Source organism: Candidatus Albibeggiatoa sp. nov. BB20, from assembly GCA_016744725.1.
Taxonomy (GTDB): Bacteria; Pseudomonadota; Gammaproteobacteria; order Beggiatoales; family Beggiatoaceae; genus Albibeggiatoa.
In genome coordinates this window covers 1-13,750 of the sequence record JADGDW010000021.1, presented here as the reverse complement: position 1 = coordinate 13,750, position 13,750 = coordinate 1, and the positions used below count along the sequence as shown (strand labels likewise).

Genomic DNA, 13,750 nt, shown 5'->3' with positions numbered 1-13,750 from the left:
CCATTGTTATTGCAGTACGCGCTTAAACTGAAATTCAGCTAAACGTCTTGAAGTTGTTGGAATAGCACTATTGTTCCCAGTTAAATCAAAATTGCGTTGAAATAAATAACCTTCACTCCAACCAATAAATAAGAAATACATAGGGAGTAACTGTTGTCCTAAATAGACCGTTGCCACTGAAATTGCAAAAACAATTAAAATACTGAGTAAACTAAATCCTAAACTGCTACCTTTAGGCTGTATTAACGGCTGCGTCATAACCCGAATAAATAATCTAATACTGACATATAGAAAAATAAATACGAATGATGTGAGTGCAATGATACCGTGTTCTAAATACAATAGTAAGTAATAGTTATCAATCGATTTTTGTCCTGTGACTTGAGGCCAGTTTTCATGTCCCCAACCCCAAACATAACTTTGATTGGCAATTTCAATATAGTTTTGGATTAATTGAGTACGATAAATCACGGTTTCCTGCATTGAACCAAAACCCACATCAATCCGCTTTAAACTTGCATATTCAGTAAGCAAATTAACGATGGGCACTGAAATAGCAATCAGCAATACCATCATAACACTGAATAAGCTCCAACGATATTTGGTAAACCCAATCAGTGTGATTGTCCCTGCAACAAACCACGCTCCAAGCGGCCCTCGAGACAATGCGGCAAACCCCGCAACAAATAAAATCAAAGCAATTAAATAGCCAAATAAAGAGGGGGAAATATTTAATATATTTTGTTTCCATACTTGCTTTCTTGCCAGCCACATTGCCAGCCAAAAGCTTGAAAACATCGCAGTTGCAAATAAAATAGCATGAGCAAAAGGGCCTGCAAGACGTGGTAAGCCTTCGCGATAACGTGTCACCCAACCCCAGCCTTGATGTCCAAAGAAAACCCCTAATACTTGTTGCCATAAGGTATAAGGATTATGGGTAATATATTGATAACTACTCAGCGCGAATACGAGGACAAGCAATGCAGTAATTAGTTTAGCGACATCAATACTAATATTATTCTGTACGATAATACTTTTAGCCAAAGTGTAAGGTATTAAAACTGATGCAATCATATCGAAACCAAGGTTTTGGGCATCGTCATAACCAATATTGATATATTCGGAATAAGTATTAGAAAAAGCAAAGGCAAACACAAAAATATCAGTTAAGGTCAATTCCCAACCTTGTAAGCCTTCCAATATCCAAATACCAAATAAAACCAGAATCACGGCTTGATTAAAGTTAGGGTCAGGAATACCTATAAAATTATAAAAATAATAATTGGGGAGTAAAATTAAGGTAGGGATATAAACGTAAAGAAATGATTTATGAACAGACTGATTAAATGCCACAATGGCTGCTAACAATGCAAGAGATAGAACCAGAATAACGCCCACAAGATACTTTCCTCTTTACCAAATTTGAGCAATCTCGCTCTATTCGTCAGAATAACAAAAAATAATGTTCCAATATTAAGGACTGTCAGTCCTCATGATTATTTCATCTTTTTAAAATATAAAACCTTGATGTCCAGCTAACAATTTCTCAGCTTGTTCTTTTGGCAACGGTTTAGAAAAATAATAGCCTTGACCATATTCACACTTTAAACTGCGTAATTTTAACAGATGTTCTAGCTCTTCAATGCCTTCTGCGATCACATCCATATTCAAACTGTGTGCTAAAGCAATAATCGTTTCAACAATCACCATGTCCACCTCTCGTGTGCCCATGCTAATGACAAAAGATTTATCAACTTTAAGTGTATTGGTTGGTATTTGGGTCAAATAAGCCAATGAGGAATAACCTGTACCAAAGTCATCGATACCCAGTTTAACCCCTAAATTTTTTAACATCGTCATCATGGCAGCACTGATTTTAAAGTCATCCATAATGATGCTCTCGGTAATTTCAAGCTTCAGACTAGATGAAGGCAATCCTGTTCGATTTAAAGTGCTTTGAATACAATCAATTAAATTGGGCTGCCCAAACTGTTTTGCAGATAAGTTAACCCCAATCATCATATCTTTATAATCTGGATATTTGATTTGCCATTCACGCACTTGTCGGCAAGCTTCGTTTAATACCCATTCACCAAGCGGCAAAATGAGGCCAGTTTCTTCCGCAATAGGAATAAAGATAACGGGAGGCACGATGCCACGTCCATCATGACTCCACCGCAATAAGGCTTCAAAGCCTGCAATTTTCCCTGTTTTCAAATCAATTAAGGGTTGATAATAAACGGGAAACACAGTGTTATCTTGTTTGTTTTTAGCTAAATTTTCTTTATGTCGCATAACAGCTTGACGCAAATCACGTTCTAGCTCAAATTGCGCAACTGCACTAGATTCCATTGAAGATTTGAACACTTCGATTTTAACATTATGCGATGTTTTAGCACGATACATTGCCGCATACGCATCACGCAGCAAATCACGCTTTTCATTCACATAGCTAAAGGCAATACCAATGCTCGCGGTAATAAATATTTCTTGCCGTTCAACAAAGAAGGGTTGTTGGGTTGATTTTTGGATCGCTTCGGCTATTCGTCTGACTTCCAAATCATGAGGAGGCAGCTTGAGCAACAAACCAAATTCATTGCCGCCTACTCGGGAAAATGTATAGCGGCTGCGCTTAATTTGTTGGCTTTCAAGTAGCACAATAATGCGCTGTGTTAGCTCAATTAACAATAAATCACCAAGTCGATGCCCTAATACGATATTGAGAATTTTAAATCGATCTATATCCCACAAGATCACAGACGAAATAAGTTTCTTGTCATTTTGAATGATACGGTAATGGAATAATTTATAGTAATAATTTTGTAAGCGATTGAATTTGCTAACAAGAAAGGCGCGATTAGGTAAGCCCGTTAAATTATCATACAGTGCATCATAAACTAATCTTGAGCTGATAACGCTGACACCTGAAATCAGAAAAGCTAATATTGGCGTACTGACAGGAATCCAAAAACCTTGAATAAATAATATAAAACTTATGCCTGTCAATGCCAGCAAGCTCATTACAAAAATGATAGCAAGTTTAAATGGTTGTTGTATCCACCATGCTAAAAGGCCCCCCAAAATTGCCCAAAAGATAATCCACGCGACTTCTACACTATCATGCCAAAATGAGAATAGGGGCTTATAAGCTAACGTTTCAGCAAGACGTAAATTGGCTTCATAAGCAGGCTCAACATTTAAGTGTTCTAAGGCTGCACTGATAATATGGCTGACAATTTGGGCATGAATATAAACCCCCGGCATGTGAAATTCATCATCAATAGCACTGAACGGGGTCACAAAACCATCTTTAATACTATGTGCCGTCGTACCAATCAGTACAATTTTATCTTTGACCCACTCAGGCTTAACATCACCCGCTAACACCTCTGCTAATGTCACATGACGGGCTACTTTTTGACCACTGCGATAACGTAATAAAATTTGATAGCCACGCGCATCTACATTTTGATAAGCACCACTAGTGGTAGTAAGCGGCAACATGACAGCTTGCCCCATTTCAAATTGACTTGGATTGTCAGAAGTATTGGTTGGTAATACCTTATGCTGGTGTTCTAAATAATAGGAAAATAAACGTACACCAAATGAGGGATAAATATTATCATCAAATGATGCAAACAGTAAATTCCGCCGCACGATGCCGTCAGCATCAACAACAAGGTCATTAAAACCAATTTGTTCTTGATCTACATAGTCAGGAGCGGGAATGGAGGGAGTACTATCTTGGCCTAATTTACGAATCACAACAATATTGGGTTGTTGTAATTGTTTAACCAGTGCTTCGTGCCCCGGTTCTTGAGAGAAATCACGATAATTGTCTAAACCAATCACAGCAGGCTTGTGCAGCAATAGATTTTGCAATAGGTCTGCAATCACTTGGTCTGGCAGTGGCCAACGTCTTTGTTGACGAATGTCATCTTCAGTAATTTCTACCACTAATAGACGTGAGTCTACCCCCATGTCGGGTTGTTGCCGCATCATCCAATCATAGGCGACCAACTCTAAAGGCTCTAATAAGCCTGCTTGACGTGCGCCTAACAGTGCCAATATAAAAATGCTGATGGTAAAAAGCGTTGAGCCTAATCCAATATTGACATGTTTGCGGGATAAACGAGGTTTTAGTGTGCGCATATTAAGCAAAAACTTGGGAGTCATATCACTTACAAATGCTCAGATTTACATCTAAGCATACCATATAATAATAGATTACGAAGCATTTAGTATGCCTATTAGAAGTGGTGTGGTACGAAATGAATTAACTTAATGATAAATATTAAAAATATATCTTTATAAACATGAAGTTTACTCAATACTTGCGCCATAATAAGCTAAGCTATTGATTTTAAATAAATACCCAAAAACAAGCCTTTTAAAGAAAATCAATAAGTTAGGTTACTTTCCAAAAAGATTGGCGAAGATATTGTTATCAAGCAGAAAAAACTATCTCGCTCCAAATTAGGGTATTGCAACGAGATATACACTACCTAATTAAAGAATAGCAATTAATTCAACTTCAAATACCAATGCTGAATAAGGTGGAATAGCAGGACCTGCACCTTGATCGCCATAAGCTAAATCATGAGGAATTGCCAACTTCCATTTTGAACCAACAGGCATAAGTTGTAATGCTTCAATCCAGCCTTGAATCACACCATTAACTGGGAATTCAGCAGGTTCACCACGCTCAACTGAACTGTCAAATACAGTGCCATCAACCAATTGACCATGATAATGTACACGTACTTGTTGTGTTTCTGTTGGTTTTTCGCCTGTACCTTCAGCCAAGACCTCATATTGCAAGCCAGATTCTGTCACGGTGACTTCTGAACGCTGTGCATTTTGCTCAAGGAACGCTTCGCCCGCTGCTGCTGCAACTTTTACTTGCTCAGCATTTTTTGCTTCTGTTTGCTGGTGAAGGTGTTGAAGTGCTTGATTAATTTCATCTATTTCGATTTCTGGCATTGAACCACTTAAAACAGTATCAATTCCTTTTGCAATCGCCGCAACATCTAAGCCTTCAATATTGCTATTAGCTAACTGCTGCCCCATTTGAATACCGATACCATAGCTTGCTTTTGCTTCTAATGTATCTAGTTTTATTTCAGACATTTGCTAGTCTCTATCAGTTTTTTGTATGAAAATGTGAGCAGGCAGAATAACAGTTTTTATTTTTTTATCAAACTTCTTATCATCTAAAGCTTAGGCTAGTTTTAAAATTCGAGCGTATTTGCAATTAACATGATGATGTGAGGTCACAATGGCCATTCCACCCCGTTGTGCATGTTGGTCTAATAAATTTTCGACCATTTGAATCGCTTTTTTATCTAAGGCTGTAAATGGTTCATCCAAAATCCATAATTGCACATCATTCGTCAGCAAACGTGCAAGCGCGACTCGACGTTGTTGGCCAGCAGATAACGTTCGGGTTGGGACATCTTCAAAACCATATAAACCAACCTGTTCTAATATGGCTTCCAAACTGACTTCAGTTGGCTGGGAAGCGATCGCTTTAGCCATTTGCAAATTTTCAATTGGCGTTAACTCACCTTTAATACCGGGAGCATGACCAATATAGGATAAATGTTCCCAATAGGCTGATTTATCTTCTTCAATATCTTGTTTTTGCCAAAAAATTTGACCACTCTCAGGTAGACTGAGGCCACATAAAATACGCAATAAACTGGTTTTACCGCTGCCATTATGCCCTTCAATTTGTAGCAGTTCACCTGCATTTAATTCAAAGTTTAAGTGCTCAAATAAAATACGGTCATCTCTAATGCATTCTAATTGCGAGATTTCCAAACGATTTTGTCTATCAAATTGTAATTGACTTACTTGCATATCAAATCCATCTGAACCAGTACATTAAGTTAACTCATGTTACGCAAAATGTAAAAAAGTTTGAAAGAGTAGGGGGAATAGATGAACCTTTGATGTTGGTTATTATGAATAAACTCTATCTCATCGTATTCCACCCTACATAAAATGAAAAATTCTTTTATTTAAATAAGGCGAGTAAGTTAAGTGTTCATCAATTGTTTAAGGCGGCTAAATTCATCTACCGAACGGGTCACACAGTCTTCAGCAGAGACACCATAGAAATAATTTCCTGTAATAAATAAAGGCTGTTTATTCAATGTGGTTTCTAATTTATCCAAGATTTGATGATGACCCGCAACTGGGGCTGGTAAATAATTTTGTTTGGTGACAACATCTTGAATCAAGGTTTTTTCCACTTGCAGAATGCCGCATAAATAATCTAATTTTTCATCATTATTGAGTTTGTTAGGCTTGAAGTGGAACGTGAAACCACGATAATCTGGATGTTCTATCGCATCGCGAGAAACCACTGAATAAAACTTGTCTTTCTGGCCAATAATCCCACCAATAGGTTTTAAATCAGTCGCTTGTTTTTCCAGCATTACGCCTATTGTTTCAATCTCAACATGGTTTACTACACTTAAGGCTTTGTGAATATCAGGGGCAATGGTTTGGCTTAGCTCGGCTGTGATATTCACAGGTGTCGCTAAAGTTAAATAGCGTGATTCATAAGTTTGCCCATTTGCGCTGACTTGATAGGTTTGCCCATCATATTCAATTTTTTCCACAACGACATTATTTTGCACATTTAATTCCGTACCCATTTTATCAGGTAAGGCTTGAATGCCCTGCTCAAAGCTGAAATTCCGCACCACATCTTTACGTCGTGGCTTTTTCCTGAATAACATATCGGCTGGGAAATTATCAGATGGTTGGCAAATGACACCATTAAATGCGGGTGAAAATACCTTTTGGTAATTACGTTTACCCACAATTGCCCCATAATAATCTTGGATACTTTTGCCTTGTTTTTCAAGAAAAAATAATTTGGGTGCAGAAAATAATAATTCTAAATAATTCAATTGGGAGGGAATTGATTTTACTTGATGTCCATTCCATAATTTAAAGCTGAGCGGCTGTTTTTTAATTAAAGTATCTAATAAGTCATAATCTTCAATTAATTTAATAATATGCCCATACGAATTGAAACAAGAATGTGTTCCTAATTCAATCCAAAAATTATGCAGTTGGCTACTAAATTGATGCGAGTGAAATAAACCACCATTGCGATCTTGTTTTTCTAAAACTAAGGTATTGAGACCGTGCTGTGTACAGTAGTGCGCCATACTTAAGCCACTGATGCCTGCACCAATAATCAGCATGTCATATTGATTTGTGCTCATATTTATTGGGTCGTTATAAATTACTTATAAGAAGTATTGTTTGATAACAGACAGTATAACGGTTTAAGCACTGGGATGGTATTTAATTAACGAGAAAGGAAGATAACATTAGCGGGAAATAAAATGGCGGAGAGGGTGGGATTCGAACCCACGGAGGGCTATGAACCCTCGACGGTTTTCAAGACCGTTACATTCGACCACTCTGTCACCTCTCCAAGCAGTCACTAAAGCGCGAATTCTATTATATGAATAACAAGATGTAAAGTGCTTTTTTGAATTTTTCACATTCATTTTAAAATAATCAAGATTTTATTTTTCTATTTCAATTATTTCCGCTACAATTTAAATGCTTATTTACTGTATTGATTAACTATGAAACCTGCTACACCCTATCCAATGATTGTGATTATTCCTGCCAAAAATGAAGCGAAAAGTGTTACTCAAGTGATTCAAGATATTCAGCATTATTTTGATGGCACAATTTTAGTGGTTGATGATGCGAGTACCGATAATACGGCACAATTGGCGGCTGATGCGGGTGCAGCCGTATTACCTTTGTGTTTTTCATTGGGTGCTTGGGGCGCGATTCAAACGGGCTTACGTTATGCCGTAAAGCATGGTTATAACACGGCAATTACCATGGATGCAGATGGACAGCATGAAGCTGAATCCATTCCTAAGCTACTTAATCAATTGGGTAATGCTTGTGATGTGGTGATTGGAGCATATCCTGAACGGGGTAGCCCTTTGCGCCAATTTGCGTGGGTATTCTTTCGAAAAATATCTAGTATTAATTTAGAAGATTTAACTTCTGGTTTAAGAGTTTACAACCGTCCTGCAATCGCTTTGTTAGCTTCACGTGCAGCGACATTGTTGGAATATCAGGATATGGGGGTATTGATGTTATTGAATCAGGCAGGGCTACAGATTAAAGAAGTTTCAATTAATATGCGTCCCCGAACAGATGGACATTCAAGAATTTTTAGTTCATGGTGGGCTGTTGGTCACTATATGATGCAAACTTTGGTTTTATGTATAGGACGTAGAAAATTACGATAAAACACGCAATATTCAGAAGGTTATATTTTGCTTGTTTTTTAAGTAAAGTCTCACGTTTAACTTTGCAATATAGCCGTTTGCTCATTTAATTTATACACAATACTTCATAAATATACTAACTTTACACTCAAAGTTGATGACACACTATTGTCAATTGCGCTCAATATTGTGGCATTTCTCCTTTGTTTGGTTAGTGAGTTCACCTCTTATCTAGTCCTAGGTAAGAGGTTTTTTTATGTCTTATCCAACACTGAAGCACCAAGCACCCGCACAACTAGGTCTTCCACCATCGGCCGATAGGTTTCAGGTGCGTTTAACGCAGGAATCTCCGTAATAATAATGCCAGCCGCTTCATTTCTTGCACGTAAAAAGGCTTCTTTAGGAGATTTTGTGAGATTATCTTCTAAAAAAATTAAGGCTTTTCGTTTATGTTTAAGCAATTCAATCAGTAATTGTTCTACATCATCTTGCACTGCATTGGTAAATATCTCAAAACCTAGCAAGGCAAAACCATCGGCTAAAGCTTCACTGCCCATAAATATGAGACGCATAATGCACCATTTTTAATTGACGACTTTTAAATTTAGAAAGAGCACAATATTTAGCAAAATAATTGTACTCTCGATGACAGATTATTAAATTTTACCTAACATCAAAATCGTGACCACCAAACCATAAATTGCAATCCCTTCAGCAAGACCTAAATAAACTAAAGATCGGCCAAAGACTTCAGGTTTTTCAGCAATAACGGCTAATGATGCTGCACCCACAGGGCCTACGGCAATTCCTGCACCAATGGTTGCAACCGCAGTTGGAATGCCTGCACCAATCATAGCTAAGCCCATACCAATCGAAATATCTTTGGTGGCTGTCACTGTTTCTGCCGCCATAGCATCTTGCATACCTAAAAATAAAAGCCCAAGTTGTGCACTGACGAATAATAAAAGATTTGCTGCAATAATACCTTTCATGCGATTTTGGGTATTAATCTGTTTAGGGGTGTGATTAAATTCAGCATACAAGCCTAAACCAATCATACCCAGTAAGCTCATGCTCATGAGGGCTAGTAACCAATACATTGGCGAAACCTCCTTAAAATTAGAATGATAAAATCAATGCTATTATAGTGATGATAAGCAATACATTTCCCATTATTATTTCTGATTCGTATTGCATGGTTGTGTTGTGGCATCCGTAATATAGTTGTTTTACTTTAAAGTGATACAGGACTGGCAGCCCTAGATTTGGAAACTGATTGATATTTAAACAATAACAGGACTGCCAGTCCTAACACCTAAAACGAAATTGACTATAGTTGTTATATTTTGAATCTAAATCTCACCCAAAAATAGCAATGTTTTGAATAAGGTTCATTGCTGCCTTTTGCTGTTAATACTATAACCTTTTTTTAGGCTTTTTTCTTCTTTAGCTTAACCCTGTAAAACGCATTTTGCTGAGATTGGTAAATCTAAAATTCTGTATGTGCAAAAAACCACTTTATCTCTCATGCCATCAATAGCAGATTAAAGATTAATTTTTTCCATTCATCATAGATAAAATCTAGTGTTTAAGTAAATGCTTATATAGCATAATAATCTCCTCATAATTATCATAATAAAATCAGTACGGTGATATATCCTAGAATTAACTGTGATGTGTTAACCACCAAGGAGATAATATTGTGTCAGATTTAGACGTTTCAAAATCACCGCCACAGATGATGGAGTGTGGTGCAGCAATTGAAGCTGGCAAAATGGAGGAGTTTGTTCATACGTTTCAACAAAGTGCTAGACGTTGGGAAGTCGTTGTATATCCTGCAATGTTTGCTTTTACTTTACTTGCAACTTATGGTTTTTTCTTAATTTACAGTTTAACGAGTGATATGACTCAAATGGCAACCAGCATGGATCCGAAAATGGCTGAAAATATGGGGATGATGGCTAAAAATATGGGAATGATGGCTAAAAATGTGGAGGTAATGTCTTATAACATGACGATATTGACCCAGCAAATAGGTGAAATGAATATGACCATGCACGAGCTATCTAATAAATTGAATATAATGCCAGAGTTTTTAACTCACATGGAAGGGTTAGATCAGTCTGTTGCGGATATGAATACATCGGTGATATTGATGACTGACAATACGCATCGAATGCAAGTTGATATGAGATATTTAGGCCAAAATATTTCTCATGTTACGCGCCCAATGTCTATGCTTCCAAACATGATGTGGTAAATATTAAATGGCATTTTTAGACTACTCACGCGAAGTGTAGAATCTAAAGAGATTGATATTAAGCAAAACGGCTAATACAAGTATGCTGTTGGTATATTTCTGTATTATCAATAGTTATGATGAAACGCTGTCTTTTCTTGTTATGGTTTAGCTAGCCATTGCAGATTTAATCATTCTACTTTCAGCTTCAAATATGATTAAATAAGCCATTCATTCATCTGTCCTAAAAATATAACCATGACAAATAAACGCATTCGTATCGCAACTCGTAAAAGTCCTCTCGCGTTATGGCAAGCCTATCATGTGCGCGACACTTTATTGAATACCCATGAAAATTTGCAAGTTGATATTGTAGAAATGATGACTAAGGGCGATAAGATTCTGGATGCGCCTTTAGCTAAAATTGGTGGTAAAGGCTTGTTTGTCAAGGAATTAGAGCAAGGTTTGTTGGATGGTGAAGCCGATATTGCGGTGCATTCAATGAAGGATGTACCCGTGGAGTTTCCTGAAGGTTTGCATTTACCCGTGATTATGCAACGTGAAGACCCTCAAGATGCGTTTGTGTCGAGTCAATATGACAGCATTGATGCTTTGCCGCAAAATTCAATTGTCGGTACGTCGAGTTTACGTCGCCAATCTCAGTTGTTAGCGGTTCGTCCTGATTTACAAATTCACAGTTTGCGCGGTAATGTGGGTACACGTTTAAGTAAGTTGGATAAGGGTGAGTATGTTGCCATTATTTTGGCGGCGGCGGGATTAAAACGCTTGAATAAACATGAACGTATTCGGGCGAAAATTGCCACAGAGGTTATTTTGCCTGCAATTGGTCAAGGCGCGATTGGGATTGAGTGTCGAGAAAATGACGCAGAAACGCATCAATTGATTGCACCGTTGAATCATTTTGCAACTCAGCAATGTGTTTTGGCAGAACGTGCGGTGAATAATCGTTTGGCGGGCGGATGCCAAGTGCCTATTGCAGGTTTTGCAGAGATTTATCAGGATAAGTTGATGTTGCGGGCATTGGTTGCTGATGAAACGGGGCAAACTATTTTACGTAGCCAAATTGAAGGCAAAATAGAAGATGCTGAACAATTGGGTTTAACGGTTGCAGAGGATTTACTTAAGCAAGGTGCAAATGATATTTTGCAGGCTTTGGGGCATTGAGTCTATTTTTAAGCATGACATGTTATATACTTGATTGAAACAATATAGGAATCATCAAGATATGAATCAAGCATTACATGATATTCAATATGTTTCAGATGAGCAAGGCAATGCTACTTCGGTCATTGTGCCGATTGCATTGTGGCGAGCAATACAGTCAGAGCAGGAAACGGCTTATTTAACTGCAAGTTCGACAATGCGTCAGCGTATTTTGGAAGCAAGGCAGGATACCGCACAAGATATGTCTTTTGAGGTGGTTTGTGAAAGATCGTAAAAAGGCAATGAAGATAATCAAGCTCATCAAAGAAATTAAAATTTTAGCCTGTCGTTATCATTATTAATCAAAAGAGTGTGTTAAATGCCTGTTACCACGTTATTTGGTTTTGGAATTGCTGATTTTTTAAAAATGTTGCCTGAATCTGTAAAAGAAGATTTTAAGGAAAAATGGGAAAGTTTGGGCTGGAAAGACGGTGAAGCGCGTTATAAGCAGCGGTTAAAAAATTCGCATGAGAAAATCAAAATTTTAGGTAAATCCAAGCCTGAGTCGTTAGAAGGCATTTTTACTGATGTGTATGTTTTGGATAAGGTTTCAGCATTTCAACGATTTGATATTCATTCATTACGTGAAGACCCTAAAAAATTACATTGTTGTGAACGGCTTGATGGTTTAGCAGCGGTTAAGAAAATTGAGAATAACCGTTTGTTTATTTTGGGTAAACCCGGTGCAGGTAAAACCACTTTTCTAAAATATGTCACTTTGCAAGCGATTCAAGGCAAGTTGCAGAAAATCCCTATTTTTGTATCATTGAAACAATGGGCGGATTCTGGCTTGGAGTTGATGGCGTTTTTAGAAGAAGAATTTACTATTTGTCAGTTTCCTGAAGCAAAGTATTTTATTGAGCTTATTTTGCAACAAGGAAAAGCCGTTGTTTTATTCGATGGTTTGGATGAAGTGCAACAAGCAGATAATAAACGTCAAGACATGACGACAGCATTACAGAATTTCAGCCGACAATATTTGTTAACTCAGTGTTTAATTACTTGTCGGATTGCTGCAACGGATTATTCGTTTGAGCAGTTTACTTATATGGAAATGGCGGATTTTTCTGAGGAGCAAATGCAGACTTTTGTTAAAAAATGGTTTAGTCATGATGAAACGAAGCAGAAATTATTTTTAGAAGGTTTTGAAAAACAAGAACATCGGGGTTTGCGTGAACTGGGTAGCACGCCATTGTTATTGAGTTTGTTGTGTTTGAATTTTGAAGAGACGATGCAGTTTCCGCCACGTCGAGTTGAGATTTATGAAGAGGCCATTGATGCTTTATTGAAAAAATGGGACAGCTCACGCAATATTGTTCGTGATGAGATTTATCATAAATTATCGATTGGTCGTAAACGTCAATTATTTTCAAACGTTGCAGTACAGACTTTTAATGCTAACGAGTATTTTATTGAGCAGAAAAAGCTAGAAAAACAAATTGTTGCTTATATTAAAAAGCTGCCATCTGCTGAGCAGGAAATTGATATTGACGGAGAGCGGTTGTTAAAAGCGATTGAAGCCCAGCATGGCATTTTTGTAGAACGAGCAAATACGATTTATTCATTTTCACATTTAACTTTTCAAGAATATTTCGGCGCAAAATATATTGTTGACAATAATCGTTACAAACAGCTTATTCAAGATAATAAGTTAGAAGGACGCTATCGAGAAGTGTTTTTGCTCACTGCCAGTATGCTAGATGATGCTGATGATTTTTTTGAGGTGTTTTTGCAGGAAAATGGGGAAATCATTTCAAAACAAGAGAAATTGGTTAAATTACTCGCTTGGGCAAATGAAAAAGCACTACTGGTAGAAACAGATAAAAAGGTAGCTGGTATTCGTTTTTTCTATGTTTTTCTTGCTCGTGCTCGTGATCGTGCTCTTGATCGTGCTCTTGATCGTGATCGTGCTCTTGATCGTGCTCTTGATCGTGCTCTTGATCTTGATCTTGCTCGTGCTCGTGCTCTTGATCGTGATCTTGCTCGTGCTCTTGATCGTGATCTT

The 13,750-nt window shown here is 37.5% G+C and carries 12 protein-coding genes and 1 tRNA gene; 5 read left to right on the top strand and 8 right to left on the bottom strand.

Annotation, left to right across the window (positions count from 1 at the left end; translation table 11 throughout):
- Positions 1-6: 6 nt before the first annotated feature.
- The 6 genes from ABXH34_RS04030 to ABXH34_RS04005 all read right to left on the bottom strand — a co-directional run bounded on the left by ABXH34_RS04030 (position 7) and on the right by ABXH34_RS04005 (position 7,459).
- On the bottom strand, positions 7-1,398 hold the full coding sequence (locus ABXH34_RS04030; protein ID WP_353570581.1) for an O-antigen ligase family protein: 1,392 nt from the start codon (positions 1,396-1,398) through the stop codon (positions 7-9).
- Between the two features lie 111 nt (positions 1,399-1,509).
- A complete protein-coding gene (locus ABXH34_RS04025; protein ID WP_353570580.1) occupies positions 1,510-4,176 on the bottom strand; it encodes an EAL domain-containing protein in 2,667 nt (888 codons plus the stop codon).
- Positions 4,177-4,509: 333 nt separating this feature from the next.
- Positions 4,510-5,130, bottom strand: a complete 621-nt coding sequence (gene bamJ / locus ABXH34_RS04020; RefSeq protein ID WP_353570579.1) for a BamJ family beta-barrel-assembly machinery protein — start codon at positions 5,128-5,130, stop codon at positions 4,510-4,512.
- A 90-nt stretch (positions 5,131-5,220) separates the two neighbouring features.
- Positions 5,221-5,862 carry a cytochrome c biogenesis heme-transporting ATPase CcmA gene (gene ccmA / locus ABXH34_RS04015; protein ID WP_353570578.1) on the bottom strand — a complete coding sequence of 214 codons (642 nt, stop codon included), beginning with the start codon at positions 5,860-5,862 and terminating at the stop codon, positions 5,221-5,223.
- A gap of 179 nt (positions 5,863-6,041) precedes the next feature.
- The gene (locus ABXH34_RS04010; RefSeq protein ID WP_353570577.1) at positions 6,042-7,244 is read right to left on the bottom strand and encodes a protoporphyrinogen/coproporphyrinogen oxidase; all 1,203 of its coding nucleotides are present in this window, start codon (positions 7,242-7,244) and stop codon (positions 6,042-6,044) included.
- 124 nt (positions 7,245-7,368) lie between these two features.
- Positions 7,369-7,459: transfer RNA gene (locus ABXH34_RS04005), tRNA-Ser, on the bottom strand.
- 157 nt (positions 7,460-7,616) lie between these two features.
- Between ABXH34_RS04005 and ABXH34_RS04000 the strand changes: the two genes are divergently transcribed.
- Positions 7,617-8,303, top strand: a complete 687-nt coding sequence (locus ABXH34_RS04000; protein ID WP_353570576.1) for a glycosyltransferase family 2 protein — start codon at positions 7,617-7,619, stop codon at positions 8,301-8,303.
- A 233-nt stretch (positions 8,304-8,536) separates the two neighbouring features.
- Here ABXH34_RS04000 and ABXH34_RS03995 read toward each other — a convergent pair whose 3' ends face one another.
- Both ABXH34_RS03995 and ABXH34_RS03990 read right to left on the bottom strand, forming a co-directional pair.
- Complete coding sequence (locus ABXH34_RS03995; RefSeq protein WP_353570575.1) at positions 8,537-8,854, bottom strand: V-type ATP synthase subunit F; 318 nt, start codon at positions 8,852-8,854, stop codon at positions 8,537-8,539.
- Between the two features lie 84 nt (positions 8,855-8,938).
- Entirely contained in the window at positions 8,939-9,382 is a 444-nt protein-coding gene (locus ABXH34_RS03990) for an ATP synthase subunit C (protein WP_353570574.1), read from the bottom strand.
- Between the two features lie 602 nt (positions 9,383-9,984).
- On the opposite strand from ABXH34_RS03990, the gene ABXH34_RS03985 reads away from it, so the two are divergent.
- The 4 genes from ABXH34_RS03985 to ABXH34_RS03970 form a co-directional block, all read left to right on the top strand.
- On the top strand, positions 9,985-10,542 hold the full coding sequence (locus ABXH34_RS03985) for a hypothetical protein (protein WP_353570573.1): 558 nt from the start codon (positions 9,985-9,987) through the stop codon (positions 10,540-10,542).
- 237 nt (positions 10,543-10,779) lie between these two features.
- Positions 10,780-11,706 (top strand): hydroxymethylbilane synthase, encoded by a 927-nt coding sequence (hemC, locus tag ABXH34_RS03980; protein WP_353570572.1) that lies wholly within the window; start codon positions 10,780-10,782, stop codon positions 11,704-11,706.
- A gap of 61 nt (positions 11,707-11,767) precedes the next feature.
- Positions 11,768-11,980 carry a hypothetical protein gene (locus tag ABXH34_RS03975; protein WP_353570571.1) on the top strand — a complete coding sequence of 71 codons (213 nt, stop codon included), beginning with the start codon at positions 11,768-11,770 and terminating at the stop codon, positions 11,978-11,980.
- Between the two features lie 84 nt (positions 11,981-12,064).
- The coding region (locus tag ABXH34_RS03970) for an NACHT domain-containing protein (protein WP_353570570.1) at positions 12,065-13,750 on the top strand (1,686 nt) is incomplete at its 3' end.